We start from the raw sequence: 25746 nt of genomic DNA, 5'->3' as shown, positions 1-25746 counted from the left end.
GCCAAGATCTATACTGAATCAGAAACAACGCCCGGATGAGAATGGTTCCCTCGATGGTCTCCGACACGTTCCTCCCTCCAGTATGGCGGATCGCCTTTCTGGGCACACTCGTTTCGCTTCCAGTCACGGCGATGCTCCGCTGGGCACCCGCTGCCGACGCTGATCTCGGTGCCGGGATCATGATCCTTGGTGCGTTCGCTGCTGGAGCCATTGCCGTACGACGGTCGGTCTCCCCGGCTGCAACCGGAATCCGAACTGGCGTTCTTGGCGGCATCGTCGCAGTCGTATCACTCGCGGTGACCGGTCTCAGACCCGCCATCACGGCTGGGACAGGAAGCGTCGGTTCGTTCAGGATCGGGTTTCTGCTTGTGGGTAGTGTCGTGATTCTCTGTCTCGCACCCGTGTTCGGCTGGGTGTCCGGTCGCATTGGCGGCTGGGTGGCGACAACGGTTTCGGCTCGATTTCCGGCCGCCGCTTCCGGATGAGGATTCGGTGGCACACGTTCCGACGGCTGAGATGGTCGTTTCGTTTCCGGCTACACAGCGGTCGAAGCGGCTAAACCGGTCGCGCTGCACACCTTCGCCAAACCAGTATGCCGCCCCAACTCACCCGGCTGGACGACGCGACCGTCGCCGAGATCGCGGCCGGCGAGGTCATCAGCCGACCGGCCCGCGTCGTGAGCGAACTCATCGACAACGCCCTCGACGCCGGTGCGAGCCGGATCGATATCGCCGTCGACGGCGACGGAACCGACCGGATTCGCGTCGAGGACGACGGCCACGGGCTCGCCCGCGAGGACGCCGAACTCGCCGTCCAGCGACACACGACGAGCAAGCTCGCCGCCGACGCGAGCGACGCGCTGACGGCGGTCTCGACGCTCGGCTTTCGCGGCGAGGCCCTGGCCGCGATCTGTGACTGCGCGACGGTCGAACTCGTGACCAACGACGGCGACGCCGTCGGCACAGAACTCCGCGTTGACGACGGCGAGGTGACGGTCAGCGACGCCGCCCGCGGGCAAGGCACCACTGTCACCGTCAGCGACCTCTTCGCCGACCGCCCGGCCCGCCGCGAGTCGCTCGCTGGCCCGGCCGCCGAGTTCGGCCGGATCAGCGACCGCGTCGCGGCCTACGCGCTCGCCAGGCCCGAGGTGCGGTTCTCGCTGCGCCACGACGGGACGACGACGTTCACGACGACCGGCAACGGCCCACGGGACGCACTGCTCGGCGTGTACGACGCGGATCTCGCCCGGCAGGCGACCGTGGTCGAACACGCGACAGATATCGACACCGGGGCCGGAACTGGCTCGCTCGAACTCCGCGGGGTTCTCGCCTACCCCTCGGTCACGCGGGCGAGCCGCGAGCACGTCCGCGTCGCCGTCGATGGGCGGCCGGTCGAGGACAGCGGCCTCCGACGAGCCGTGATCGATGGCTACGACTCGCTGCTCGCAGGCGACGACTACCCCGTCGCGGCCGTGGACATCCAGCCGCCGAGCGGTGCCGTCGATCCGAACGTCCACCCGGCGAAACAGGAGGTCGGCCTGCGGTATCGGGAAACAATCGAAGCCGCCGTCGAAGCGGCCGTCGGCGACGCGCTCTCGACTGCCGACGCACGCCGAACCGAGGCCGCGGCGACCGATCTCACGACCGAACTCGACAGCGTCGACCGCACTGATCCGTTTGCCGACCTGCGCGTCATCGGGGGTTTTCGGGAGCTCTATCTGCTCTGTGAGGACGGCGACCAGTTGCTCGTGGTCGATCAGCACGCCGCCCACGAGCGAGTCAACTACGAGCGGTTGCAGGCTGCTGTCGGCGACGACGCGGTGCCGACCGCGACGCTTGAGCCGCCGGCGTCGGTCTCGGTGTCGCCAGCGGCGGCGTCACTCGCGGCGGCCCACGCTGACCTGCTCGATTCGCTCGGGTTTGCGGTCGAGACGTTCGGCGGCGGCACGCTGCGGCTCTCGGCGGTGCCGGCTCCGTTCGGTCGCACGGCAGATCCTGCTGCGTTGCGGGCGACACTCGATTCGATAGCCGCCGAGGAGACGCCGGCCGATCCGCGGGACGCGCTGCTGGCCGAGTTGGCCTGTCAGCCGTCGCTGAAAGCCGGCGACGCGCTGTCGACTGACGACGCCGAGGAGCTGCTGGCGCGGCTCGGCGAGTGCGAGCAGCCGTTTGCCTGCCCGCACGGTCGGCCGACGGTCTGTCGGATCGACGAGGCGACGCTTGCGGCCGGCTTCGACCGTGAATCGACGCGGTTCGATTAGCTACCACGATTTGCAGTCCGGGCAGACGAACGCGCCGTCATCGAGCCACTGCCGCTCGGTCGTCGCGCCGCAGTCTCCACAGGCCGCACCGTCAGGTTGCCAGCGGTAGGTGGCGGTTGCCGGCTCGGGGTCGTGATCGACAACGGAAGCGTCAGCAGTGGCTGTCTCGTCGCTGGCGTCGGCTTCTTGCTCGTCGGCAACGTCCGCTGACGCGTCGGCGAAATCGGTCAGCGGGCGATCCTCGCTCATCGGTCGCTGTTGGGGTGGCGGCGTACTAAAACGGCCGGTCGGCCGAGATAGTCGTGTTCAGGACAGCTGGAAGAACTGGGAACACCTCGAAAGCCCCGAGTCGCTCCGGTCGAAGGCCTCGCTGCGCTCCTCGCTCACTGCGTTCGCTGCGGTGCTTGCGTCGGCTGTCTTCCCGGAGCGACTCGCCCCTTTCAGTCCCACCGACTGCTGCTTTCGGGCTGTGCACGACCCAATCGCGCTACTCTGAACAGCACCCCCCGGCCTCCCAAGCGAGGACTATCGCTCGCGGCGGAGCCGCCCGACGACGAACTCCTGTTCGAGATCGCCGAGGAACTCGCCGAGGCGTGGCCCCTGCGTCTCGTCGAAAAACAGCCGGTAGCCGGCTTCGAAGAGGTCGCCCGGCTCGATGTCGTGCTCGCGGGCGGTGTCGTAGATTTCGGACTGGATCGTCTCGCCGTCGTGGCCGCCGGCGACGACATCGGCCAGCGAATCGAGGGCGTCGGTCGTCGCGGCGTCGAACTCGGTGTCGGGGAGGTCGGCCTGCAAGCGGTAGTTGTAGGCGTTGTCCATGCGCTCGGCCCAGGTGCGGGCCTGCTCGACGCGTGCGAGGGCGGCCTCGACGGTCGCCTCGTCGGCATCGTCGGGGATGTGGCCCTCGTCGCGGGCCAGCTTCTCGCGGAGGGCGGGATCGTCGACCATGCCGAGGACAGCCGCAAAGGTGTAAGGGAGTCGGATCGGTCGCTCGTCGGCAACGTCGTCGACGACGTAGGGGTAGGCGGCCTCGGCGAAGGCCGTCAGCGACTCGTCGTCGACACCCTCGTAGTAGGCTTCCTCGAAGCGGTCGAAGTCGTCGACGAGTTGGTCGAGCCGCGAGAGATCAAGATCGCGGGCCTTCTTCGGGTGCAGCGCGAAGAAATACCGGATGATTTCGGGTTCCAGCAGGTCGAGCAGTTCGGGGACGGTGACGATGTTGCCCGCCGAGGAGGAGAGGGCTTCACCGTTGAGCGTGAACCACTCGTAGACCATCGGCACCGGGGGCTCGATCCCGAGGACGTTTTCGGCGATGTCGACGCCCGAGGGCCACGAGCCCTCGGCGTGATCCTTGCCGAAGGGCTCGAAGTCGACATCGAGCACTTGCCACTGGCCGGGCCACTCGAACCGCCAGGGGAGTTTGCCCTCCCGGAAGGTGGCGGTGCCCTCATGGCCGCAGCCCTCGATCGTCTCGTCGCCGACCTCCATGTCCGTACAGACGTAGTCGACCGTTTTGGCGTCGAGATCGATGTCGGTCACTGTCTCAGTCAGCTTGCCGCACTCCTCGCAGATCGGGTTGAACGGGACGTAGTCGTCGTCGGCTTTCGCTTGGTACTCGCTGAGCACCTCGCGGGCGGTGTCGACGCGATCGAGGACGCGCTCGACGACCGGATCGAAGGTGCCGTCCGCGTACAGCGCGGTGTTTGAGTACATCTCGATGTCGACCCCGAGTCGCTCGGCGTCGGCTTCCAGCAGCGCGGCGAAGTGGGCGGCGTAGGAGTCGCGTTCGCCGAAGGGATCAGGGATGTCAGTATAGGGCTTGCCGAGGTTGCGCCCGAGCGCGCCGGCGTCGACCTCGCCGAGCCCGACGATCTGTCCGTCGGGATCGGCCAGTTTGCGTGGGAGTTTGCGGAGCGGGTCGCGGTCGTCGCTGGTGAAGACCTGCCGGACTTCGTGGCCGCGATCGCGGAGGGCTTCGGCGACGAAATACCCGCGCATGATCTCGTTGACGTTGCCGAGGTGGGCGACGCCAGAGGGTGAGACGCCGCCCTTGATAACGATCGGGTCATCGGGGTTTCGCTGTTCAATCTCGTCGGCGACACCCTCAGCCCAGAAATCGTGGTGATCGTCGGTGGCAGTGTCGTGGGCGCTCGCAGGCGTCGGGTCGTCGGCGTTCCCATTGCCCGGCTCGTCCGCGCTCATTCTGTCGTGATCCACTCCTCGGGCTCGTCGCTTCCCTTGGGGATGATGTCGGTGCCGGTGTGGCTCCCGTTGAGGATCGCGTCGGTGATATTGCTCGGATCGGTGCCATCGAAGACGATCGCCCGCATCCCGGCGCGTTCGATCAGCTTTGCGGCCAGCAGATCGACCGGTGCTGACGATCCCGCATCGCGGCTCATCGGGACGACCAACTCGACGAGTTCCGCCGGCGACATCGTCGTGTATCGGATCGCCTCGGGATCCTCGTTGGGGTCGGCGTCGTAAACGCCATCGGTGCTGGTCGCATACGCTAACAGGTCGGCGTCGACGTACTCGGCGAGGGCGGCGGCGACGGCGTCGGTGGTCTGGCCGGCCATCACCCCACCCATGATCGCCACGTCGCCGCGGTTGAGTGCCTCGCCGGCGTCGGCGTAATCCTCCGCCGGCGTCGGGTTTGTTTTGATATCGAGCGCGGCGATCAACAGCCGGGCGTTGAGCCGTGTGGCAGCGATCCCGAGCTCGTCGAGTTCGACCTCGTTGCCGCCGAGCTCGCGGGCGGTGGCGATGTAGTCGCGGGCGACCTCGCCGCCGCCGACAACGATCCCGACCTCGAAGCCGGCATCGACGATCGATTCGATCGCCGCGGCGTGGGCCGCCACCTGATCGGGGTCGAGATCCGGTGCGAGGACGCTGCCGCCGAGCGAAAGGATGACCTTCATTGCCATCCGGTACCCCCGAGTCGGCCTTAAGCGTTCTCACACGGGAAGCCGCGACCGACGCACGGCGGCTGCCAGACGCTATGCATCGTCGCCGAACCGATCGGCGAGATCACTGAACTCATTGATCACGAGGATCTCGATCGGGCTCGGCGCGCCGTCGGCCCCGAGGCCGACGATGATGTGTTGTTCCTCGGGGGTGTCGACGGTCACCGTCGCCTCCCGGCTGCTCGTCTCGTTGATCGCGCTGTCGAGTTCGACCGTGACGGTGTACTCCCCGGCGTCGGTGAACACGTCGGCGTAGGCTGGTGTCGAGCTCGGCTCATCCGTGTCTTCCTCGTCGCTGTCGCTCGGTGCCACCGTGAACGACTCCTCAAGCTGTGTGTCGCCGTTCGGATCAACGACGGTGACGGTACCGCTTCGCTCCTGATCGGTGCCGTTGAGCACGTTGACATCCTTGAGGATCGCCCCGGCGATGGTGTTGATGATATCGGTACAGCCGGCCAACCCGGCGACGGCCGTCGCGCCGCCGGCAGCCAGCAGTCGGCGTCGGGTTGTGTGGGTGATCGAATCCATGACCGAACTGTCGTCGTGTCCCCGCAAAAGGTAGGGGGCGGTGTTTCTGGGGCTGAAACAGCAGGGCTTTGGACGCCACTTCGTGGGGCCGCACGACCGCACGTCGCCGCCGTACCCCTCAGTCTAAACCACGGACGGATAGAGACAGACAATTGTCTTATTTTGATAGAGTATCGAAACATGCTCACTTGTTTTAGTTGAATAATACAAATATACAACAGATTTTTGTAGGAGAGTGTCTGTTTGTCTTTCATGCCCAATGAACATACCAGGGATGAGATCTGGCGGACGATCCTCGAACTCATCGCCGGAACCGATCGGACAACCGTTGAGGAGCCGCTGTTGTCGGCACAGACCGAGCTCTGGAATATCGACGGCTACGTGCGCCGGTCGGATATCGAAGCGCGGGTCGATGCCAGCGAGGCGGCGATCGAGGAGGTGCTGACGGTACTGGAGAACCATGGGTTTGTTGACGTGTCGACCGAACAGCTTCCGACGATCACCGACGAAGGGGTTCGAAAGGAGTCATGTACCCTCTATCGACCCGCCGGCCCGTTTGCCGACAACTCCACGGCGACAGAGGCGACCAACCAACCAGCGACAGAGACGACCAACAAACCGGCGACAGCCGGATCGGAGCTGGGTGTGACAGAGCTCTTCAGCACCCAGAGCTGAACACTCAAGGGCGTCTAGCTCCCCTGATGGGGTATGCAGACGCTCTGTGTCGTCGGCGACGTGGCCGGCGCGGTTGCCGACGAACTCGTCGCTCACATTACCGAGAGCCGCGACGGCCGAGTTGCCGCCATCGACTACGGCGAGGCTGTCGACGACGCGACCGCCGGTGTCGACACCGAACCGACGACCGCCAGCGTCGACGCCGAACCAACCACCGCCGACGCTGACGGCCGGTTCAGCCTCACAAGCGATGGGCGGTGGGTCGGCCGCGGCGACGATCGCTCGCTTGTCGACCTCCTTGATTCGCTCGCCCCTGACTACGCGTACGCCATCGTTGCCGGCACGAGCCACCACCGACTGCCGACGGTCGTCGTTGGCGACACCGACCCTGAGCCAGCGAACGTCGTTGCTGACGCGCCAACCGCTGACGGTATCGATATCGCCGACCTCGCCGCCCGGATCGACGACTTCGAGCCACATATCTCCCTCCAGACGCTGATCGATCGGGCGGAGGCCTCGCCGCTGGTCGAGCGGGCCGGTGCGATTGCGACGTTCACCGGCCAAGTCCGAATCAAGGACAGCCCTGACGACGACCGCACCGAACAGCTTGCCTTCGAGAAGTATGAGGGCGTCGCCGCCGAGCGAATGGCCGCCATCAGCGACGAGCTCACCGACCGCGAGGGCGTCTTCGAGGTGCTGATGCACCACCGCGTCGGCGTCATGGGGCCGGGCGAGGACATCGTCTTCGTCGTCGTGTTAGCGGGTCACCGCGAGGAGGCGTTTCGCACGGTCGAAGACGGCATCAACCGCCTGAAAGAGGAGGTGCCGATCTTCAAAAAGGAAACCACCGAAAGCGAGGAGTTCTGGCTCCACGAACGGGGGTGTTGAGGAACCGGTGGTGCGGCAGGAACAGCGACGACAAGCGTTTATGCGGTTCAGTCACGTACGGCCGCCAATGGGTGACGATGGCTGAGTCGAACTCGGTTCCCCGTCCCGACGAGCTTGAGACATGGTACCAGCTTGAGGACGTGCGGATCGACGGCGACCGGATCGTCTACTACGGCGAGCCGCTGATCCCCGAAAAACGACTTCATAAGGAGCTGTGGCCGGCGTTTCAGGACGCTGGCTACGAGCTCAAGCTGGCCCGGCGGGGCGAGGGCGGTACCGCCCTCGTTGCGATCCCAGCGGAGACGGTCGGCAACGAGGGGGTTCCGTGGCGGAATATCGCGCTGTTCGCCGCGACCATCGTCTCGACGCTGTTTGCCGGAGCCTCGTGGTGGTACTTCGTTCCGCTCTCGGAGATCGCCGCCAACCCGCTTTCGATGCTGGAAGCCTGGCCGTTTACCGCGGCCGTCCTCGGCGTGCTCATGACCCACGAACTGGGCCACTACGCGATGGGACGATACCACGACGTGACGGTGTCGCTGCCCTACGTCATCCCCTTTGTTCCCCCATTTGGCACGCTCGGCGCGGTCATCAAGATGCGAAGCCGGATGCCGAGCCGGAAGGTGTTGTTCGATATCGGGGTCGCCGGCCCGATCGCCGGCCTCGTTGCCACCATCGTCGTCACCGCCATCGGCCTCTCGTTGGATCCGATCCAGATCCCCGACCGGCTCGTCGATGCGGCGGGATCAGGGGAGACGATCCGCTTCAACAACCCGCCGCTGATGGATCTCATCGCGTGGGTGCTCGGCGAGCAGGTCGCCTACAGCGATCTCTCGGTGAACCCCCATCCGGTCATCTTCGGCGGCTGGGTTGGGATGTTTTTCACGTTCCTGAATCTGCTCCCGGTCGGCCAACTCGATGGCGGCCACATGGTGCGGGCGATGATCGGACAGCGACAGGAGACGATCGCCGCGCTGGTGCCGGCTGTGCTGTTGACGATCGCCGGCTACCTCTACTACGTCCGTGATCTCGATTTCAACGACTCGGTGCTTCTCTGGGGGTTTTGGGGGCTGTTCGCGCTGGTGATCGCCTACAAGGGGGCGGCCGATCCGGCCGATGAGACCTCGCTCGGCTGGCCGCGGATCGCTGTCGGCCTGTTGACCTTCGCTGCTGGCGCGCTCTGCTTCATGCTTGTGCCGATCCAGGTCGGCTGAACAGGGTGGTGACCCGTATCAGCCGATCAACGGGGTGGCGATCCAGACCGTGAGGGCTGCCCACGTGGTCAAGAGTGGCTGCCCGCTGTGGGCAAGATAGCAGAAGCAACTGTCTACTGCCGCTAGGTGTATATTTTTGTTTGTTGACTAGTAATTGTGGAGTGCTAGCATGAATTTGCGTCCCCGACGGTATCGTATACAGGTCAATCGACGCCTCATACGGGTCGACCGACGCCCCACACAGGTCAATCGACGCCCCACACAGGTCGATCGACACCTAACACAGGTCGACAGCATCGACAGGGAAGCTGACGCGACGCGGCGGTTTGGAGGGGTTGTATGACCGCGCCCGACGACATGCTGGCCGCACAGCAACAGCTCACCGAGATTCTTCGCCGGGACTGCCCGTTCGATCAGAAAGCCCGCGATGCCCTCCAGCTCGGTGTGTCGTATCTCGGTGTCGACAACGGTCATCTCACCCGGATCGACACCGCGACCAACGACTGGCAGGCGATGGTCAGCACCGACGACGCCGACGGCCACACCCCACCGGAGCTCGAACTTGATCTTCGGGAGACCTACTGTCGGCGGACGATCGAGGCGGCCGAACAGCTCGCTGTTCCCGATATCTCGGCCAGCGAGTGGGCCGACGACCCGGCCCACCAGACCCGCGAACTCGACTGTTATCTCGGCACGCCGATCGTTCTGGACGGCGACCCCTGCGGTACCGTCTGTTTTGTCGCCGCCACGGGTCGTGAGCCGTTCACCGACGCCGACCGCCAGTTTGCTGATCTGCTGGCCTGTCTGTTGGAACGCGAGCTCGAACGGGAGACCGTCGCCACCGCACTCACCAACCAGACGACGCTGGCGACGGTGCTCAACCGCGTGCTGCGGCACAACCTCCGCAACGAGATGTCGGTCATCCGTGGGTTCACGCAGCTCATGGCCGCCGAGCTGGATGCTGACCGCACCGACACCGACCACGCCGAGACCGTTTTCGAACATATCGATGATCTGCTGGGCCTTTCGGAGAAAGCCCGGGAGCTCGAACGGATCGTTACCACCGATGCCGACCGCACCGCCACCGACATCGTTGCGCTCGTTGAGCGACTCGTCGACGATGTCGCCGCCGACTACTCCGATGCGTCGATCTCGGTTGTCGCTGACGGCTCGGTCACGACGGCAGTCCTCCCGAGCTTCGAGCGCGCGCTGCGGGAGCTGCTCGACAACGCCGCCAAACACGCCGGCAGCGCGCCGACGATCGCCGTCACCGTTGAGACGGTTCCCGACGCCGTCGAGATCGAGATCGTCGACGACGGCCCCGGTCTCAGCGAGCAAGAGATCGACGTGTTGGACACCGGCACCGAGACACCGTTCACCCACGGCAGCGGGCTCGGCCTCTGGCTGGCTCACTGGATCGTCAGCAGCCATGAGGGGATGATCGATGCGGTGGCGACCGACTCGGGGACGGTGATGACCGTCTCGGTGCCACGGAAGCCGGCGGTGGGTATTAGCCCCGAGCTCCCGGAGCTCACCCGCGCTCACGACACCTACCGCGCCGCCGTCGAAGGGGCCCGCGATGCGATCATTGTCGTCACGGATGCCGGCCGGATCGTCGAAGCCAACCCCGCCGCCGGGGAGCTCTTCGGCGTCGACCCCACCGATCTCCGTGGTCGGGGCATCACCGAGCTGTTTTCCGAGTCGATTACCGTCGCGGAGATCTGGGCCGACGCCGATCCCAGCGAGCGGGCGACCGTTACCGCCGTCGACGAGGCGGGCACCGAACGCGTGATCGAGTACAGTGCTACGCCGGAGATCGTCGCCGACCACCACCTGTTTGTCGGCCGCGATGTGACAGAGCGCGTCGCCCGTGAGGCCGAGCTCAGCCGGAAGACACAGGCGATGGATGCCGCGCCGATCGGGATCATCCTCGCCGACCACACCGCCGAGGACAACCCGATCGTCTACGCCAACACCGCCTTCTGTGAGCTGACCGGCTACGAGGAACGCGAGGTGCTCGGTCGGAACTGCCGGTTCCTCCAGACCGACGAGACCGACCCCGATCACATCAGGCGACTCCGCGAGGGGATCGATGCCGCCGAAACGGTGTCGGTCACGATACGGAACCGCCGGAAGGACGGCACCCTGTTTTGGAACCACGTCACTGTCGCGCCGGTCGAGGCCGGCGGTGAGCAGCTGCTGGTCGGCTTTCAGGAGGATGTCACCGGTCGGATCGACCGGCCGCTGTCACCGGATGGGGCAGCGAACTGATCGGCGTATCGAGGTACCCCACAGACGACCGGTCGCCAAACCGCGGGGTAGGCGATGCCTAACGGGAATGTTGTTGGGGTTAACCAGTGAATACTCTTGGTATCACCGCTCGTGTCAACCACCATGAACGCCGCCACCGACCCCACGAGCATCGAGGCGCATCTCCGCGCCGCACTCAGCACCGCCGAAAACGACGAGGTGAAATACCATCTTCGGGAATCGATCCAGAAACTCCAGGTCGACGACTGAGGCGCGTCGGCTGGATCAACGTGCTTGATCGTCTCCCGGATCAACGCGCTCGGTCGCCTCCCAGATCGACGCGCTCCCCGTGGCGTCGCGTCCACGTCAGCGATCGTGAGATCGCGCGGTGTCTTCGTGGATTGTGGTCTCTCTGTGCGGTGGGTGTCTCGTGGCCTGCGATTTACCACGCAGCTTAATTACGCTCACTGACAAGTATAGCCATGCCCTCTGCCGCTTACCGCGAACGGTTGTACGATGCCTTCGCGGATCCGGGTGCCGATCTTGGGATGCAGATCGATGACGCACTTGCTGTCGGCTCCGAGTATCTTGACCTGCCGGTCGGCTTTTTTACCCGGATCGAGGATGGTCAACAGTCGATCGTCCGTGCCACGGGCGACCACGATCTCATCCAGCCGGGCGAAACCTGTCCGCTCGATGAGGCCTACTGCCGCCGAACCATCGACATCGACGGCGCGCTCGCAATCCAGGACGTTGCGGTGTCAACGATCAACGAGGCGGCCATCGAGACGTTCGGACTCGGCACCTACATCGGCGCGAAGGTCGTTGTCGACGACGAGATCCACGGGACAGTCTGTTTCGCCGATCACGACCAGCGTGACGAACCGTTTGCGGAGGCCGAGGAGCTGTTCGTGGAGCTGCTGGCGCGGCTTGTCGGCAGCGCGCTCGAACAGCGACACTACGAGCGCGATCTCCGGGCACAAAACAACCGACTCAGACGCGAAAAGGAGCGGTTTGAGGGGATCGCCGAAACGAGCTTTGACATCCTGTTTCGTGTCGACGACGCGGCACAGTTCACCTACGTCTCGGCGGCCGCCGAGCGCGTCCTCGGCTACGAGCCCGCGGAACTGGTCGGCGAGCCGTTTACCGACTTCATCACCACCGAGTCGGCCCGCGATGCGGCCGTGGTATACGATCAGCTGCTGGACGGCGACCCGATCGAAAACCTCGAACTCGATTTTCTCAGTACTGACGACGACATCGTCGTCATCGAGGTCAACGCGACGCCGATCACCGAGGCCGGCAAGATCATCGGCGTCCAGGGTGTCGGCCGCGACATCACCGCCCGGAAGGAACGCGAGCGCGAACTTCGAATCAAGACGCGGGCGATCGAGAACGCCGACATGGGGATCACGATCGCCGATCCGACCCAGCCCGACGAGCCGCTCGTCTACGTCAACGCCGGCTTCGAGCGGATCACCGGCTACGACGCCGCCGACACCGTCGGCCGCAACTGCCGGTTCCTCCAGGGCGAGGCGACCGACCCCGACGGAGCCGAGCGGTTCCGCGCGGCGATCGAAACCGAGTCGTCGGTCACCGTCGAGCTCATCAACTACCGTAAGGACAGCACGCCGTTTTGGAACCGCACCCAGCTCACGCCGATCTTCGACGACGACGAGCTCACCCACTATCTCGGCTTTCAGACGGACGTGACCGAACGCCGCCGCACCGAGCAGCTGATCGCGCTGCTCAACCGCGTGCTGCGGCACAATCTCCGCAACGACATGTCGAAGCTGATGGGGTTTGCGAATCTTATCAACACGGGTGCGACCGAATCGCCGCGCGCGATGGCCGGTCGGATCGAAGGCGTTGCCCAGGATCTCGTCTCGCTGAGCGAGCACGCACGGACGCTTGAGGAAAACGCTCGGATCGACCGCGAGCCCCGACGGCTCGATCCGACCGCGGTGTTCGCCCGCCTCGTCGCCAGCCACCGCGAGTCCCACCCCAACGCCGAGATCGACGTAACGGTCGCCACCGACCGCGCGATCTGTGCCGGCGCGGAGCTCGAAGACGCGCTTTCGGAAGCCATGACGAACGCGATCACGCACAACCCGGTCGCCGAACCGGGCGTCACGGTGACCGTCGGCGATGACGACGAGTGGATCGAAATCGAGATCGCCGACGACGGCCCCGGGATCGATCCGATGGAGGCGGCGGTCGTCGCCGCCGGCAGCGAGACCGCACTCGAACACAGCTCGGGGCTCGGGCTCTGGCTGATCAACTGGATCGTCACCCGCTACGGCGGAGCCTTCGAGATCGATGGCGATGCGAGCGGGACAACGGCGACGATCCGGCTGCCGGCGATCACCGACGCTGACGCGGTCGACGAGGTGGCGCGCCGACCGACGGTGCTGTTCAGCTAACGCGTGTCGCTATCAGCTAACGCGTTGTGTCGCTACACACCCCTCACCTGCTCAGCCGTGCGTGTAGCCACGATCAGCCAGCGGCTCGCCGTCAACTCGCACCCCTTCCTCGCTTTCGACAACGCGGCCGATCTCGGTCAGCGGCGTCGGCGACCCGGCCCGCACGTCGTCAAGACGCGAGGCCGGAACCGTCGCCACGAGTTCGAAATCCTCACCGAAATGTGCCGCCGCCTCCCAGCGATCTGCGTCGTCGTTGGCGACCTCGTCGAGCGCATCAGTAACGGGGACGGCCGCCCGCTCGATGGCGAACCCGCAGTCGCTGGCCTCGGCGAGCTGGTGCAGCGAGCGGGCCAGCCCGTCGCTTGAGTCCATCATCGCTGTTGCCGACGGCGCGAGCGCGCGGCCGGCGTCGATTCGGGGGGCGAACTGAAAGAGGCCGTTGGCGCGGTCGATAGCGTCGTCGTCGCTCGCTCCGCGCTTGAACAGGCGGAGGGCAGCCGCGCTGCGGCCGAACGCGCCGGTGACGACGACGCGATCGCCGGGGGTCGCGCCCGCGCGGTCAACCCGCGTGTCGGCGTCGCCGATGGCGGTCGTTGCCACGGTGAACTCGGTGTGGTTGTCGAGGTCGCCGCCGACGTAGTCAGCACCGACGGTCTCACAGACCGCTTGCGCACCGTCGACGAACTGGGCGAGCGCGTCGGCCTCGAAGGCGGTGTCGGCGTAGGCGGCGACCACCGCCGTCGGCTGTGCGCCAACCGCCGCGAGATCCGACAGCGAGGCGGCGACCGACCGCCAGCCCGCGGTGTAGCGGGTCGTCCCTGCCGGGAAATCCGTCGTCTCGTGGAGCATGTCGGTCGTGATCGCCGTGTCGTCGACAACGGCGGCATCGTCGCCGGCGTGGGGGAGGGTCGCCGCGAGCTGTCGGAGGGCCGCGCGTTCGTCCATCGGGTTACCGATCGTTTTGCCCTTGGCGACAAAAGCGTATGCTCTTTCGTTGACGCCCGCTGCCCTACCGATGCGTTGATTGTCGCCGTCGCCGACGCCCCGATATGGCACGCGACCGGCTTCGCACGACGCTGGCAGGCTTTCTGCTGGCAGCCGCCGTGATCGCTGTCCTCGCGTGGCTCGTCGGTGTCGATGATGTCATCCGGACGCTCCGGGCGGCCGACCGCGTTGGCGTCGCCGCGGTCGGCGCGCTGATCTTCGGCTGGGTTGCCTGCTGGGGGCTTGGGATGCGCGCCGCCCTCCGGAGCTACGGCGCGGCTGTCTCGCCGTGGACGGGCCTGCTGCTGTCGGCTGGGGCGGGGTTCGCCAACAACGTCACCCCCTTCGGCAACGCCGGCGGCGAGCCGCTGACGACGCTGCTGGTCGCCGAGCGCACGAGCGTCCGCTACGAGCGCGGGCTGGCGGCGATGGCCGCCGTTGACGCGATCAACATCGTCTCCTCGGTGAGCTTCGCCGTCGTCGGCCTCGCGTGGCTTGCGGCCGCCGGCTCGCTGGACGGGCGGTTGGCACCGACCGCCGCTGTCGTCGCCGGCGCGGTCGTCGTTGGCGGCGGCGGGGCGGTCGGGCTCTGGCGTCGCCGACGACGCGTGACCGCGCGGCTGACCGACGGGCTGACGCGGCTATTCGGCTGGCTGTCCCGCGTCGTCCCGCGGCTTTCGTCGCCGGATCGGGCAGCTCTCGCCCGCCGGGTCGAGGGCTTTGTCGATGATCTCGAACAGATCGCGGCTGATCGCCGAACGCTGATCGCCGTCGGCGGCTACTCGCTGGCCGGCTGGCTGTGTCAGTTGGTGGCCTGCTGGGCGGCGTTCGAGGCCATCGGCGCGCCGATCCCGCTGACCGCCGTCTTCGTCGCGGTACCGGTCGCATCGGTCGCGTTGGCTCTGCCGCTGCCGGGCGGGGCGGGCGGCATCGAGAGCGCGCTGGTCGGCGTGTTGGTCGGAACGCCGCTGGCGACGGTGGCCCCGGAGACCGCCGTCGCCGGTGTCGTGCTGTTTCGCGGATTCGCCTACTGGCTGCCGACGACGCTGGGCGGGCTGGTGTTCGCTGAATCGGCTGTCGCCTGGTACCGGCAATCGCGTCGGTAGCGCGACCCCGACCGCAGCTATTTGCAGCCGTCAGCCGTAGTCGACGTATGGTCTCCCGTGACGACCTCGAAGCGACGTTCTGGGAGCGACACGCGAATCCGAAAAGCGGGTGGAGTCGCCTGCTGATCACCCCTGCCCTACTGGCTGCGATCTACCACCGCAACCCGCGGCTGGCGGCCGCGGCGATCGGTTATGCGGTCGTCAACCCGGTGTTGTTCTCGCCGCCAGAGGACACAGATGCGTGGATGAGCCGGGTCGTTCTCGCCGAGCGATGGTGGACACAGGAGCATAGTGTGATCAGCCTTGGCTATCCGAATGTCCTGAACGTGTGCAATCTCGGCGTGACCGCTTACGCCGTCGCGGCGGCCGCGTGGAAACAGCCGGTGCGGACGGCGGTTGCCGGGGTGGCGTCGATGCTGTTGAAGCTCTGGTATGTGGCCGCGCTGGTTCGGCGGTACGACGCGGCGCGAGCTGATGGGTCGTGAGCCTCATGGGTTGCTTACGGCCGTAATCGGCGGCGTTATCGCTACCGTCGCGTGTGAGCAGTTCCCACGAAAACGGCCGACAGACGGCGGCTGCGGCGGCGATACGATGCCTTTAAACGCGCCAAACCGGAACACGGCCCTATGGTAACTCTCTACGACGTGCCGACCGAGGAGCTCATCGAGGAGCTCACCGACCGGCTCGCCGACCGGCTCGAAACGCCGGAGTGGGTCGAGTACACGAAAACTAGCCACGACCGCGAACTCCCGCCACAGCAGGAGGACTTCTGGGAGCGACGCGGCGCGAGCCTGCTCCGGAAGGTCGCCATCGAGGGCCCGATCGGCGTCGAACGGCTCTCGACGGGGTACGGCGGCACGAAAAGCGGCTCCAACCGCTACGCGGTCGCGCCAGCCAAACAGGTCGACGGCTCGACGAAGATCATCCGCGAGCTCCTCACCCAACTCGAAGACGAGGGGCTCATCCAGACCGCCCAAGGCGAGGGTCGCCGGACGACCGCCGACGGCGACGCCTTCCTCGATGAGGTCGCCAAAGACGTTTTCGACGATCTCGACAACCCCGAGCTCGAACGCTACGCCTGAGCAGGGGGCCGTCGTAGACGGCTGAAACGAGCCGGCCGAAACCGTTTTTGCGCCCGCACGACGACACATATCTATGAGCAACAGCCCCGACGACGACCGACTCGAAGAACTCCGCGAGCAGAAACGCAAGGAGCTCAAACAGCGACAGGGCGGCGAGGGCGACGCAGCCGAACGGCAGCAGGCCGCCCAAGAGCAGGCCGAAGCCCAACGCGAGGCCGTCCTGAAACAACACCTGACTGACGGTGCGCGCCAACGGCTCAACGCCGTCGAGATGTCGAAACCGCAGGTCGCCAAACAGGTCAAACAGCAGATCGTCGCCCTCGCCCAGAGCGGCCGCGTGCAGGATCAGATCGATGAACAACAGATGAAGGAACTGCTGAAGGAACTCCAGCCGGATTCGCAGTCGTTCGACATCCAACACCGCTAATGGAGTTGGCGTTGCTGTACAGCGGCGGGAAAGACTCCTCGCTTGCAGCCCTCCTTCTCGATGAGTTCTACGACATACGGCTCGTGACCGCCCACTTCGGCGTCACCGACGACTGGCAGCACGCCCGTGATGCCGCCGACGCACTTGGCTTTCCCTTCGAGACGGTCGGCCTCGATGACTCGGTCGCCGACGAGGCTGTCGAACAGATGGTCGACGATGGCTTTCCGCGCAACGGCATCCAGCAGGTTCACGACCACGCCTTAGAGCAGGTCGCCGACCTCGCGGTCGACGCCATCGCCGACGGCAGCCGGCGTGACGACCGCGTGCCGACCGTCTCGCGGGCGGCGGCCCAGAGTCTCGAAGACCGCCACTCAGTCGACTACATCGCGCCGCTGTCGGGCTTTGGTCGCCATGCCGTCGACGACCTCGTTGCCGCGAACTTCGAGGTCGAAACCGGCCCCAGCGAGTCGGTTCCGAAAGCGGATTACGAGGGCGAGTTGCGCGCGGTGTTGGCCGACCGCCACGGCGAAGACGCCGTCGACGACGTGTTCCCGGAGCATGATCAGACGTACGTCCACGGCCGGCGGTAGGGCGACTGTACAACGGCTTCCACGTTGGCTGTGAGAGACAACTGGTGTGCATGCAAATATTTTAGTCTATACTCCGCGAACTATGTACTATGCCGAACGCACCGCCCACCACACAGCCGCCGGATGCTGGACAGACGGCCCACCAGTTCTTTGTGATACAAGAGCTGCTGGGCACGCCGGAACTCGCGCGGTTTTACACCGAGCTGTTGATCACCTCGCCAACAACGGTTGGTGCCGTTCGTGATCGTCAGGGGCTCTCGAAGAGCACGGCCTACAAGTATGCCAATACGCTGGCGGAACTTGGGATCGCAACGGAACTGGAGACGTACGAAAACGGATCGTCGCTCTGGCGTGCCGAGCCCGTGAGCGGGAACTGGACGGATCAAACAACCATCGAACTCGGCCCCGTCATCATTGCCGTTTACGGGGCGACGAGTGTCGACGACGATCTCGAACTTTTCGTCGACCGACACGGGAAAGCGGCGCTCGCTCCAGTTGTCACGGCGACGCTTGCGTATCTGAAAGGCGAGACAACCCGTCGCGGTATCGGAGAGACGCTTGATATCCCTGCCGTCGAGGCGATTGCGGTCTCCCAAGCGATCGAACGTATCATCGGGGTCGTCAAACCGCACGACCCGACACTCAGCGAGGTCACGTTCGATGTCGCCGTTCACGACCGTGCAGTTGAGGAGGGGCCATACCAACGCGCCGATGGGTGAGTCCGACCCATCGCCGTTTCCGACCGCGCTCGTTTGTGATACGAGCTTTCTCCGCACGATTGGTGGAACGGAAAGCGACACCTACCAGACGTTTGTCGAGTATGTTCGGACGGAGGATCGTGAGCTGTATCTGAGTCGTGGCGTCGTCGACGAGCTGACCGAGCAACGCGGATACATGGGTATCGACTGGGTTGACCGAGCAACAACGACGGAGTGGATCACGACGGTCGAAGCTGTACAGCCGGGGGTGCGGGTGCACGACGGGCCTCGGGCTGGCGAACTCATGGATCGGGTACACGACCGACTGGCAACGTTCGAACAAACGGATCCGGATCTGTTGCGAAAGACCGATGCGGAACTACCAGCAGTCGCTGTGATGTTGCTTGGCTCGACAGCACACGAGTCAGTCGGGATCTTGATCGACGACCGGAACGCCGAAGCGGCGATCTCCGGCGTGATCGAGAACACGTACTACGAGGGCCGAGTTCGGATACTCGATATCTGGACAGCGATAGAATACATGAAGTCGAACTGACGGTCTAACACATGCTAGACAGGCTGAACGCGATAGTACTCACGCCGATATCGACGGAACGCCGATGACGGATCGAACGACAACCGCAGACCGAACCGTTGAACCGCCGGCCGGCCATCGACCCAGCAAATGGACGGAGGCATCGGCATCGCAGTCGGGGCGGCCCTCGTGTGGGGTGGCTACCTCTTCTATCTCAAACGCGCCTTCAACGACTACCCGGCCTCGCTGCTCACCGTCTCGATCAACAGTTTCGCGTTGGTGTGGTATCTGCCGGTCTTTCTCGTCGGCATCGGGCCACGCGGCGCGAGCGACGCGCTGGCGGCGTTCGGACTCAGGCAGGTCGCGGTCGTCGCCCTGACGGCGACGATGGTCGCCGGCGCAATGATCGCCTTCCTCCGCGCGCTGGCGGTCGGGGAAGTCTCGTATGTCGCGCCGATCAGCAAGATCGTTCCCGTCTTCGTCCTCCCTATCGAGATCATCGCCCTCGGGCAGGTGTTGACGTCGCTGGAGGTCGCGGGCGTCGTCGTCGCCACCGCCGCGGTCTACGTCGCCAACTTCCGTGGCGGCGCGCTGCTCGATCCACTCCGGCGGGCGGCCACGTCGACAGCCGCGCGGCTGGCCCTCCTGAGCGCGATGGCCTTCGCCGTCAGCGACGTTGCCAGACGGGTCGGCCTCCAGGAGTTGGCGATCCCGGTCGGACTGTGGGTGCCGCTGTTGATCGGCGGCGTCGCTGTCGTGTTGTTACCGGCGGCAATACGCGCGGAGACGCCGGCGACGCTTCGGGCCGATCTCCCGAAACTCGCAGTCGGCGGGCTGTTCGTCGCTGCCGGCGAAGGGTTGACCAACACCGCGTTCTCGCTCGTGCCGGCGAGTATCGCCTCGCCGATTATCAACACCCAAGCGGTCGTCGCCGTCGTTCTCGGCGGGCTGTTGCTGAACGAACAGCAGTTCGGGATTCGGCTCGTCGCCGCTGCTCTCGCGGTGATCGGTGTGACGATGATCGCGGTTTGAGGCGAGCACAACGCGATCATCGAAGCCGCGAAAGGAAGACAAATATACTCCGTTCGCCAACTACCCCCCATGTCGACGACGCTCGTCACGGTTCGGTATCCGCTGACGGCTGACAGTCACCGAACGATCGAGCGCGGGCTTGAGGGCCACGAGGATAGCGACTCGTTGATCGTTCTCCACGTCTCACTGCTCCAGAACGGCGACCGGATCAGTCGGGGAAAGCTCCAGGCTGCGGTCGAAGCCGAGTTCGGCGAGATCCCCGCCCACTACGTTGTCCGCCGCGGCTACGTTCTCGAAGAGGCGATCGTTGATGAAGCCGCCAGACAGAACGCCGATCACGTGTTGGTCGGCAAGAGCAAACGCGGCCGGCTTCGACGGTGGATCGGCCGGCTGCTCGGTCTCTACCCGGATATCGAAGCTGAGCTTGCGAAGAACCTCAACACCAAACTCGAAATCGTCGACTGAGCGGCCGACAAGCGGGGGTTGACGGCGGGGCCGCCAAAGGACAGCATTCAAGCGCGGGCCTCCCAAACCGCTCGCCATGTACGACCGACTCAAAGGCTTCCGGGATTTCTACCCCGACGAGATGACCGCCCGCCGGGAGGTCATCGATACCGTCGAGGGCACGGCCGCCCGCTATGGGTTCCGCGAGATCGGGACGCCGACGCTGGAGGCGACCGAGCTCTATACCGACAAATCCGGCGACGAGATCGTCGACCAGCTCTACAACTTCACCGACAAGGGAGGCCGCGACGTGACGCTGACGCCCGAGTTGACGCCGACGGTCGCCCGCATGGTCGTCGCCAAACAGCAGGCCCTCGCCAAGCCGATCAAGTGGTACTCGACGCGACCCTTCTGGCGGTACGAACAGGTTCAACAGGGACGATTCCGGGAGTTCTATCAGACTAACGTCGATATCTTCGGGTCGAGTGAGCCGACCGCCGACGCCGAGATCCTTGCCTTCGCTGCCGACGCCTTGACCGATCTCGGTTTGACGGGCGAGGACTTCGAGTTCCGCGTCTCTCACCGCGATCTGCTGGGCGGGCTCCTGAACGCCTTCGACGCCGAGGTCGACACCGAAAGCGCGATCCGCGCGGTCGACAAGTCCGAAAAGATCGAGACCGACGAATACTACGACCTGCTGCACGATGCCGGGCTTCGCTACGATCAGGCCGAGACGTTCGACGACCTCCTTGGGACTGACGACCTCGCTGACCTCGTTGAGTTCGCCGAAACCGATCGCGTCGCCGACGCCGTCGCCAACCTCGAAGCAGTGCTCGACGCCGCAGACGATTTCGGCGTCCGCGAGTTCTGTGACGTATCGCTGGAAACGGCGCGCGGGCTGGACTACTACACCGGCGTCGTCTTCGAGTGTTTCGACTCGACAGGTGAGGTCTCCCGATCTGTCTTCGGCGGCGGCCGCTACGACGACCTCATCGAGAGCTTCGGTGGGCAGCCGACGCCCGCCGTTGGCGTCGCCCCCGGCCACGCAACCCTGCAGTTGCTCTGTGAGCGCGCCGGTGTCTGGCCCGAGGAAGCCCCCTCGACCGATTACTACGTCCTGAGCGTCGGCGACACCCGTGCGGTCGCCAGCGAGGTCGCCCGCCAGCTTCGCAATCGCGGTCACGTCGTCGAAAGCGACGTATCCGACCGGAGCTTTGGCGCACAGATGAACTACGCCGACTCGATCAACGCCGAGACGGTCGTCATCGTCGGCGAGCGCGACCTCGAAAACGGCGAGGTGACGGTGAAGGATATGCAGACGGGCGATCAGACGACCGCGCCGATCGACGACTTCCCTGGTGATCTGGAGCGGCCAACTTACGAGGATTGGGAGTAGGGCAACGAAGCGGAGCTATCTCACTCGCCGGACGTGTAGTCGCTGGGATCGGCGACGTGAGTATACTCGACCATCTCTTTTTTCGCCTCCTCGCCGCTGCTGTGGAGCGTTTTCTGGACAAACGAGGCGAGCGTATGCGCGTCGGTGTCCTCATCAACGGTGTCCAGAAACGAGTCGATCTTCTCCTCAACGTCGGACTGATCAAGCTTCGTGAGGCTTGCTGAGGCGATCTTCCGCAGGTTGTCGTCCTCGTCGTTGAGTGCCGAAACCAGCGTATCGATCGCCTCGGGGTTCGACGTTTCGAGTTGGCCCAACAGCCAGGCGGCGTTTCGCTGCTCGGATTTGTGCGGTGAGTCTTCGACGATCGAGGCAAACTCCGCGGAGACATCTGTCGAGATCTCCTCGGCCATCTTTTCGATCGCCTGCTGTCGAACCGCACCCCCTTCGTCAAAATCGGTTTCGGTAAACGTCGTGATGACGCCTGCGGCTGCTTCCTCGCGTACGTTCTCGTTGTCGTCGTCATCCAACTTGTCGACAACCAGATCAACCGTTTCTTGAGCCCCAAACCGGCCGATCTCGCTGATGACATGGGCTTTGAGATCCTCATCGGTGCTTCTGGAGGCAGAGACAAGTGCCTCGTAGGCGGCATCGGTACCGATCTCGACAAGGGCTTCGACCGCAGCCTCTCTGACGCTTTCCAGCTGTTCGGTGCTTACAGACTGGTGAAACTCCGACCCATCGGCCCGGAGATACTCCTGGATCGGTGAGACAAACGTCTCGTCGCCAACTGTGCCGGTCGCCTCGATCGCCCGCTTGACCACCCGATAATCAGTTTCCCGTTTGAGCACCGTGCGCAGCCTGGAGATGCTACTTTGACTTCTGGCACGGCTGAATCCGACGATCGCAAGAAATCGCAACGACCAGCTATCAGATGATTGCCACTTGGTTAAGATCAGCGGATACGGGGTCTCGGTTGGTGTTTCATCCGGGTTTGACTCAAGCCGCGTGATGATGGTATCGAATGTGGATTCATCAACCGTGAATAAGATCGTAAGCACGTTGGCACGGATCGTATCACTCGGCTCATTGAGCACGCAGTCGATGAGGGCTTGCTGTGTTTCTGGGGTGACCGCCTCGGCAAACTCCCCGGCGGATTCAGCCAGGATCCCGGAGGCACCGTAGCGGACGTTCTGATCGCTGTGGTCTCGGATATGGCGGATCAGCTCCGCGTACTCGCCGCGATCCGCAAGCGAGTACAGATAGTCAGCCGTTCCCCGGGCTGGCGACTTTGCCATTTTATGCTGTTATGCCTGTTCTAAGTAAAAAGATAGTGATTATATTCCAACTCATTTCATTATGAAAGCTTTTGTGCCGCACTACCGCCACGCTGGGTGAGCCTCTGCGATCCGCTGCAGTTCGCTGTTCGTCGTGGCTTTGAGGGCTGTCCCACCGCGGCCTCCACGCCAGCAGCGTTCAGCACAGACGAGATCTGCACGGTGAGCGGTGACCCGGTCTGTGGAGATCCAAGTTTGGCTGCCACGCGACCCCACGAACACGCCGTAGAAAGCCAAACGGACGCGCTTTTCCCTTGCCGCCGCGTGTGTCCGGCAAATGATTTTCGAGAATCTCCCCACAGCTCCCCGGTCGGAGGAGCTCCTTGACAAGGCCTTCTCGCGGGCTGCCCGCGCCGGCAACGCCAAAGGCGGCCTTGAGGCCCAGCAGTCGATGCTGACCGTCGCGGTCAACATCACCTCCGACAACCTCGAAAACGTCGTCACCGCGTGGCCGGATTTCGACTACGTTGACCCGTTCTACTACGAACTCGCCGACGCCATCGTCGATGTCGACGAACTCCGGCAGTCGCTGTCGGAGGTCACCTGGGCCAGCCGCCAGATCGAGGAACTGGGTCGGGAGTACAACACAAAGCTCCGTAAGACCGACCCCGACACCGCACGCAAACACCGCAAGCAGGCCTTCGCCCGTATCGCCGACATCATGGACGAGATCAAAGACGATCTCCGGGCGGTCGGCGACGCCCGCGACGCGCTCAAAGGGATCCCGGACATCCGCCCGGACGAGCCGGCGATCGTCATCGCGGGCTACCCCAATGTCGGCAAATCCTCCTTTGTCAACCACGTCAGCCGCGCCTCAAACGAGATCGCGGAGTATCCCTTCACCACCCGTGGCGTCCAGATCGGCCACGTCGAACGCGACCATATCCGCTATCAGCTGATCGACACGCCGGGGCTGCTCGACCGCCCCGAGGACGACCGCAACGATATCGAGCGGCAGGCCGCCGGTGCGATCGAGCATCTCGCGGATACGATCCTCTTCTTTGTCGATGCCTCCGGCGACTGCGGCTACCCGCTGGACGTGCAGTTGGCCTTGCGTGACGACCTCGTCGACCGGTTCGCTGACCGCGATATTCCAATCCTCACGATCTGCAACAAAAGCGACCGCTCGACCGATGTCGAGGCCGACGCCTACATGAGCATCACCGAGGAGGAGGGGATCGAGGAGGTGCTCAGTATGGCGGTCGACGCCGTTGGCTACGAGCCCGACCTCCCCTCGCGGGACGCCTGAAATCGGAGTCGGTACTATTCGGGCTGTAGTCGTTGCAGTACGGGAATTTCCTCGATTTTCTCGGCAGCGATGTCGTCCCAGTAGAGTCCATCAGGCCGATCTGCGACAGCGTTGGTCTCGACTGTTCGCGTCGGCGTCACGACGAGATCCAACGGTACGTCGTGGCGATCGGGCTCGATCTCGCTGTCGTCGACGACTTGGCTATCGTGGACAGTGGTAGCGACAGTGGTATTCGTGTCGACGCGATCGAAGCCCCGCAGGACGGCGAACTCCAGATCGCTGAACCCCTCACCTTTCCCGACACGGTTGCCCGCGGCGTCGACGGCAACGCTGCCGGCGACGATGAGATCGATCTGTGGCATCGCCTCAGGGTCGACAGGGACGCCGTGTTTTGCGGAGCCGGAGACCGTCGTCGCGTCGTCGATGTCGTCGACCTCGTCGGGTGCAAGCCGGAGAAACGGCTTCGGCTCGCTCAAGCGTGGGACAGCCATGTAGAGCGTTTTCCCCTCGCGGAGGGCCTGCCGGCGTACCGGTAACTGCGGGGCGTCGGGGTTACATTTGAGCGTGTCGGCGGCTCGCCACGCATCAGTCTCGGCCAGTCGGTCGGCTGCGTCGCTGGCGTTGGCGAAGTTTGGGATGCGGCCGTGTGGCGGAAACGGGAACCGGGCGATCCCCTCAGTTTCGAGGCGATCCCAGATGCGTTCGCGGAGATTGTCTTTTGTCATGGCTGGGCGTTCGCTGCGAGTGGTGAAAATTTTCGGTATCGGCTCGCAAGATTCAATTAATAAGTTGAGTATTCGACAGAGGTATAGAAAGCCCTCGACGCTATCGACTCCCGCGGCTCGCTGCGCGCTTCGTCACTCGCTTCGCTCGTTCCTGCAGTGCTTGCGTCGCCGGGGTTCGTCGATAGCGTCTCGCCCTTTCAGTCCGCCAGGAGTGCGGTTGATCGTCTGGCCGACTCACCTTCTGCGTACTCTTATATACCCAATCTCGGCCCGCCCTGCTGAACGCAAACCGTTTCCCTGCCGGTCGCCGAAAGCCGGTATGTTCGAAGGTCGCCCCGACCGTGACGACGAGATCGTGTTGGTCGGCCGGTCAAACGTCGGGAAATCGACGATCATGCGGGAGCTGACAGGCCACAGTGTGCCGACCGGTCAGAAACCGGGGGTGACACGCGAGCCGAACCACTTCGATTGGTCGGGCCAGAGCTTCATGTTCACCGACCTGCCGGGGTTCGGGTTCATGTCCGGTGTTGAGGGCGAGCACCGCGAGGCGATCCAGACCGACATCGTCCGCTACATCGAGGACAACGCCGACTCGATTCTGGCGGCCGTCCTCGTCGTCGACGGCAAGAGCGTTATCGACATCATCGACCGCCACAGCGACCGCGGCGAGATCCCCCACGACGTGGAGATGTACCACTTCTTGGAGGAACTCGGGGTGCCGACCGTCGTCGCCGTCAACAAGATGGACAAGGTCGACGACAAAGACGAGCGACTCAACGATCTCTGTGATCGCCTCGGACTGTTTCCGCCGTGGCAGCAGTGGGACGACGAGGTCATCGCGCCGATCACCGCCAAGGCCGGCCGGATCGACAGCCTTCGAACCGCCCTCCAACACCACATCCGCGCTGCCAAACGCGATGAGTTGCTCCAGTTCGTAACAGCGTAG

Annotated in this window: 27 protein-coding genes; 20 read left to right on the top strand and 7 right to left on the bottom strand. The window is 64.6% G+C overall.

Annotated features, from left to right (window positions below; genetic code table 11):
* The first annotated feature begins 41 nt into the window (after positions 1-41).
* Entirely contained in the window at positions 42-485 is a 444-nt protein-coding gene (locus EWF95_RS06770) for a DUF5518 domain-containing protein (protein WP_142443319.1), read from the top strand.
* Between the two features lie 107 nt (positions 486-592).
* Entirely contained in the window at positions 593-2260 is a 1668-nt protein-coding gene (mutL, locus tag EWF95_RS06765; protein WP_142443318.1) for a DNA mismatch repair endonuclease MutL, read from the top strand.
* Here mutL and EWF95_RS06760 read toward each other — a convergent pair whose 3' ends face one another.
* From EWF95_RS06760 to EWF95_RS06745, 4 genes are all read right to left on the bottom strand, one after another.
* Entirely contained in the window at positions 2261-2509 is a 249-nt protein-coding gene (locus EWF95_RS06760) for a DUF7573 domain-containing protein (RefSeq protein ID WP_142443317.1), read from the bottom strand. It lies immediately after the preceding gene.
* Between the two features lie 276 nt (positions 2510-2785).
* Entirely contained in the window at positions 2786-4462 is a 1677-nt protein-coding gene (lysS, locus tag EWF95_RS06755; RefSeq protein ID WP_142443316.1) for a lysine--tRNA ligase, read from the bottom strand.
* Positions 4459-5178, bottom strand: a complete 720-nt coding sequence (gene pyrH, locus EWF95_RS06750; RefSeq protein WP_142443315.1) for a UMP kinase — start codon at positions 5176-5178, stop codon at positions 4459-4461. Before pyrH ends, lysS begins: the two co-directional genes overlap by 4 nt.
* A gap of 78 nt (positions 5179-5256) precedes the next feature.
* Positions 5257-5751 (bottom strand): hypothetical protein, encoded by a 495-nt coding sequence (locus EWF95_RS06745; RefSeq protein WP_142443314.1) that lies wholly within the window; start codon positions 5749-5751, stop codon positions 5257-5259.
* A gap of 252 nt (positions 5752-6003) precedes the next feature.
* On the opposite strand from EWF95_RS06745, the gene EWF95_RS06740 reads away from it, so the two are divergent.
* The 6 genes from EWF95_RS06740 to EWF95_RS06720 all read left to right on the top strand — a co-directional run bounded on the left by EWF95_RS06740 (position 6004) and on the right by EWF95_RS06720 (position 13198).
* Positions 6004-6426 carry a hypothetical protein gene (locus EWF95_RS06740; protein ID WP_142443313.1) on the top strand — a complete coding sequence of 141 codons (423 nt, stop codon included), beginning with the start codon at positions 6004-6006 and terminating at the stop codon, positions 6424-6426.
* A 33-nt stretch (positions 6427-6459) separates the two neighbouring features.
* Positions 6460-7314 (top strand): molybdopterin synthase, encoded by an 855-nt coding sequence (locus tag EWF95_RS06735; RefSeq protein ID WP_142443312.1) that lies wholly within the window; start codon positions 6460-6462, stop codon positions 7312-7314.
* 77 nt (positions 7315-7391) lie between these two features.
* Complete coding sequence (locus EWF95_RS06730; RefSeq protein ID WP_142443311.1) at positions 7392-8525, top strand: site-2 protease family protein; 1134 nt, start codon at positions 7392-7394, stop codon at positions 8523-8525.
* 339 nt (positions 8526-8864) lie between these two features.
* Positions 8865-10796 (top strand): PAS domain S-box protein, encoded by a 1932-nt coding sequence (locus EWF95_RS06725; RefSeq protein ID WP_142443310.1) that lies wholly within the window; start codon positions 8865-8867, stop codon positions 10794-10796.
* A 123-nt stretch (positions 10797-10919) separates the two neighbouring features.
* Entirely contained in the window at positions 10920-11045 is a 126-nt protein-coding gene (locus tag EWF95_RS13820) for a hypothetical protein (RefSeq protein WP_281285195.1), read from the top strand.
* Positions 11046-11257: 212 nt separating this feature from the next.
* Positions 11258-13198, top strand: a complete 1941-nt coding sequence (locus EWF95_RS06720; protein WP_142443309.1) for a PAS domain S-box protein — start codon at positions 11258-11260, stop codon at positions 13196-13198.
* A gap of 51 nt (positions 13199-13249) precedes the next feature.
* On the opposite strand, the gene thiL is transcribed toward EWF95_RS06720, so the two are convergent.
* A complete protein-coding gene (thiL, locus tag EWF95_RS06715; RefSeq protein WP_142443308.1) occupies positions 13250-14143 on the bottom strand; it encodes a thiamine-phosphate kinase in 894 nt (297 codons plus the stop codon).
* Positions 14144-14247: 104 nt separating this feature from the next.
* Between thiL and EWF95_RS06710 the strand changes: the two genes are divergently transcribed.
* The 10 genes from EWF95_RS06710 to hisS all read left to right on the top strand — a co-directional run bounded on the left by EWF95_RS06710 (position 14248) and on the right by hisS (position 21492).
* Positions 14248-15288 carry a lysylphosphatidylglycerol synthase transmembrane domain-containing protein gene (locus EWF95_RS06710; RefSeq protein ID WP_142443307.1) on the top strand — a complete coding sequence of 347 codons (1041 nt, stop codon included), beginning with the start codon at positions 14248-14250 and terminating at the stop codon, positions 15286-15288.
* Between the two features lie 47 nt (positions 15289-15335).
* Positions 15336-15773 carry a DUF6653 family protein gene (locus tag EWF95_RS06705; protein ID WP_142443306.1) on the top strand — a complete coding sequence of 146 codons (438 nt, stop codon included), beginning with the start codon at positions 15336-15338 and terminating at the stop codon, positions 15771-15773.
* Between the two features lie 141 nt (positions 15774-15914).
* On the top strand, positions 15915-16370 hold the full coding sequence (locus EWF95_RS06700; protein ID WP_142443305.1) for a 30S ribosomal protein S19e: 456 nt from the start codon (positions 15915-15917) through the stop codon (positions 16368-16370).
* 73 nt (positions 16371-16443) lie between these two features.
* Entirely contained in the window at positions 16444-16797 is a 354-nt protein-coding gene (locus EWF95_RS06695; RefSeq protein ID WP_142443304.1) for a DNA-binding protein, read from the top strand.
* Entirely contained in the window at positions 16797-17387 is a 591-nt protein-coding gene (locus EWF95_RS06690; RefSeq protein ID WP_142443303.1) for a DUF7411 family protein, read from the top strand. Before EWF95_RS06695 ends, EWF95_RS06690 begins: the two co-directional genes overlap by 1 nt.
* Positions 17388-17476: 89 nt before the next feature.
* Positions 17477-18106 (top strand): DUF7437 domain-containing protein, encoded by a 630-nt coding sequence (locus EWF95_RS06685; protein WP_142443302.1) that lies wholly within the window; start codon positions 17477-17479, stop codon positions 18104-18106.
* Positions 18099-18641: a hypothetical protein gene (locus EWF95_RS06680; RefSeq protein ID WP_142443301.1), complete on the top strand. Its 543-nt coding sequence runs from the start codon at positions 18099-18101 to the stop codon at positions 18639-18641. The genes EWF95_RS06685 and EWF95_RS06680 overlap by 8 nt, the downstream gene beginning before the upstream one ends.
* Before the next feature lie 129 nt (positions 18642-18770).
* Positions 18771-19652 carry a DMT family transporter gene (locus tag EWF95_RS06675; RefSeq protein WP_142443300.1) on the top strand — a complete coding sequence of 294 codons (882 nt, stop codon included), beginning with the start codon at positions 18771-18773 and terminating at the stop codon, positions 19650-19652.
* Positions 19653-19721: 69 nt separating this feature from the next.
* The gene (locus EWF95_RS06670) at positions 19722-20117 is read left to right on the top strand and encodes a universal stress protein (protein ID WP_142443299.1); all 396 of its coding nucleotides are present in this window, start codon (positions 19722-19724) and stop codon (positions 20115-20117) included.
* A gap of 76 nt (positions 20118-20193) precedes the next feature.
* Positions 20194-21492, top strand: a complete 1299-nt coding sequence (hisS, locus tag EWF95_RS06665) for a histidine--tRNA ligase (protein WP_142443298.1) — start codon at positions 20194-20196, stop codon at positions 21490-21492.
* 20 nt (positions 21493-21512) lie between these two features.
* On the opposite strand, the gene EWF95_RS06660 is transcribed toward hisS, so the two are convergent.
* Positions 21513-22787 (bottom strand): HEAT repeat domain-containing protein, encoded by a 1275-nt coding sequence (locus tag EWF95_RS06660; protein WP_142443297.1) that lies wholly within the window; start codon positions 22785-22787, stop codon positions 21513-21515.
* A gap of 316 nt (positions 22788-23103) precedes the next feature.
* Between EWF95_RS06660 and EWF95_RS06655 the strand changes: the two genes are divergently transcribed.
* The gene (locus EWF95_RS06655; RefSeq protein WP_142443296.1) at positions 23104-24075 is read left to right on the top strand and encodes an NOG1 family protein; all 972 of its coding nucleotides are present in this window, start codon (positions 23104-23106) and stop codon (positions 24073-24075) included.
* Between the two features lie 14 nt (positions 24076-24089).
* Here the strand turns inward: EWF95_RS06655 and EWF95_RS06650 are convergent, their stop codons facing one another.
* Positions 24090-24800: a 5-formyltetrahydrofolate cyclo-ligase gene (locus EWF95_RS06650; RefSeq protein ID WP_142443295.1), complete on the bottom strand. Its 711-nt coding sequence runs from the start codon at positions 24798-24800 to the stop codon at positions 24090-24092.
* Positions 24801-25119: 319 nt separating this feature from the next.
* On the opposite strand from EWF95_RS06650, the gene engB reads away from it, so the two are divergent.
* On the top strand, positions 25120-25746 hold the full coding sequence (gene engB, locus EWF95_RS06645; protein WP_142443294.1) for a GTP-binding protein EngB: 627 nt from the start codon (positions 25120-25122) through the stop codon (positions 25744-25746).

The sequence above is a fragment of the Halonotius roseus genome (assembly GCF_006861655.1).
Lineage (GTDB): Archaea > Halobacteriota > Halobacteria > Halobacteriales > Haloferacaceae > Halonotius > Halonotius roseus.
The sequence above is the reverse complement of the archived record's forward strand: the minus strand, read 5'-3'. Positions and strand labels throughout refer to the sequence as shown.

Bases quoted from the DNA above. Each gene is read 5' to 3' on its own strand.
- EWF95_RS06770 (WP_142443319.1), top strand. From the start codon at position 42: ATGGTTCCCTCGATGGTCTCCGACACGTTCCTCCCTCCAGTATGGCGG.
- mutL (WP_142443318.1), top strand. From the start codon at position 593: ATGCCGCCCCAACTCACCCGGCTGGACGACGCGACCGTCGCCGAGATC.
- EWF95_RS06760 (WP_142443317.1), bottom strand. From the start codon at position 2,509: ATGAGCGAGGATCGCCCGCTGACCGATTTCGCCGACGCGTCAGCGGAC.
- lysS (WP_142443316.1), bottom strand. From the start codon at position 4,462: ATGAGCGCGGACGAGCCGGGCAATGGGAACGCCGACGACCCGACGCCT.
- pyrH (WP_142443315.1), bottom strand. From the start codon at position 5,178: ATGAAGGTCATCCTTTCGCTCGGCGGCAGCGTCCTCGCACCGGATCTC.
- EWF95_RS06745 (WP_142443314.1), bottom strand. From the start codon at position 5,751: ATGGATTCGATCACCCACACAACCCGACGCCGACTGCTGGCTGCCGGC.
- EWF95_RS06740 (WP_142443313.1), top strand. From the start codon at position 6,004: ATGCCCAATGAACATACCAGGGATGAGATCTGGCGGACGATCCTCGAA.
- EWF95_RS06735 (WP_142443312.1), top strand. From the start codon at position 6,460: ATGCAGACGCTCTGTGTCGTCGGCGACGTGGCCGGCGCGGTTGCCGAC.
- EWF95_RS06730 (WP_142443311.1), top strand. From the start codon at position 7,392: ATGGCTGAGTCGAACTCGGTTCCCCGTCCCGACGAGCTTGAGACATGG.
- EWF95_RS06725 (WP_142443310.1), top strand. From the start codon at position 8,865: ATGACCGCGCCCGACGACATGCTGGCCGCACAGCAACAGCTCACCGAG.
- EWF95_RS13820 (WP_281285195.1), top strand. From the start codon at position 10,920: ATGAACGCCGCCACCGACCCCACGAGCATCGAGGCGCATCTCCGCGCC.
- EWF95_RS06720 (WP_142443309.1), top strand. From the start codon at position 11,258: ATGCCCTCTGCCGCTTACCGCGAACGGTTGTACGATGCCTTCGCGGAT.
- thiL (WP_142443308.1), bottom strand. From the start codon at position 14,143: ATGGACGAACGCGCGGCCCTCCGACAGCTCGCGGCGACCCTCCCCCAC.
- EWF95_RS06710 (WP_142443307.1), top strand. From the start codon at position 14,248: ATGGCACGCGACCGGCTTCGCACGACGCTGGCAGGCTTTCTGCTGGCA.
- EWF95_RS06705 (WP_142443306.1), top strand. From the start codon at position 15,336: ATGGTCTCCCGTGACGACCTCGAAGCGACGTTCTGGGAGCGACACGCG.
- EWF95_RS06700 (WP_142443305.1), top strand. From the start codon at position 15,915: ATGGTAACTCTCTACGACGTGCCGACCGAGGAGCTCATCGAGGAGCTC.
- EWF95_RS06695 (WP_142443304.1), top strand. From the start codon at position 16,444: ATGAGCAACAGCCCCGACGACGACCGACTCGAAGAACTCCGCGAGCAG.
- EWF95_RS06690 (WP_142443303.1), top strand. From the start codon at position 16,797: ATGGAGTTGGCGTTGCTGTACAGCGGCGGGAAAGACTCCTCGCTTGCA.
- EWF95_RS06685 (WP_142443302.1), top strand. From the start codon at position 17,477: ATGCCGAACGCACCGCCCACCACACAGCCGCCGGATGCTGGACAGACG.
- EWF95_RS06680 (WP_142443301.1), top strand. From the start codon at position 18,099: ATGGGTGAGTCCGACCCATCGCCGTTTCCGACCGCGCTCGTTTGTGAT.
- EWF95_RS06675 (WP_142443300.1), top strand. From the start codon at position 18,771: ATGGACGGAGGCATCGGCATCGCAGTCGGGGCGGCCCTCGTGTGGGGT.
- EWF95_RS06670 (WP_142443299.1), top strand. From the start codon at position 19,722: ATGTCGACGACGCTCGTCACGGTTCGGTATCCGCTGACGGCTGACAGT.
- hisS (WP_142443298.1), top strand. From the start codon at position 20,194: ATGTACGACCGACTCAAAGGCTTCCGGGATTTCTACCCCGACGAGATG.
- EWF95_RS06660 (WP_142443297.1), bottom strand. From the start codon at position 22,787: ATGGCAAAGTCGCCAGCCCGGGGAACGGCTGACTATCTGTACTCGCTT.
- EWF95_RS06655 (WP_142443296.1), top strand. From the start codon at position 23,104: ATGATTTTCGAGAATCTCCCCACAGCTCCCCGGTCGGAGGAGCTCCTT.
- EWF95_RS06650 (WP_142443295.1), bottom strand. From the start codon at position 24,800: ATGACAAAAGACAATCTCCGCGAACGCATCTGGGATCGCCTCGAAACT.
- engB (WP_142443294.1), top strand. From the start codon at position 25,120: ATGTTCGAAGGTCGCCCCGACCGTGACGACGAGATCGTGTTGGTCGGC.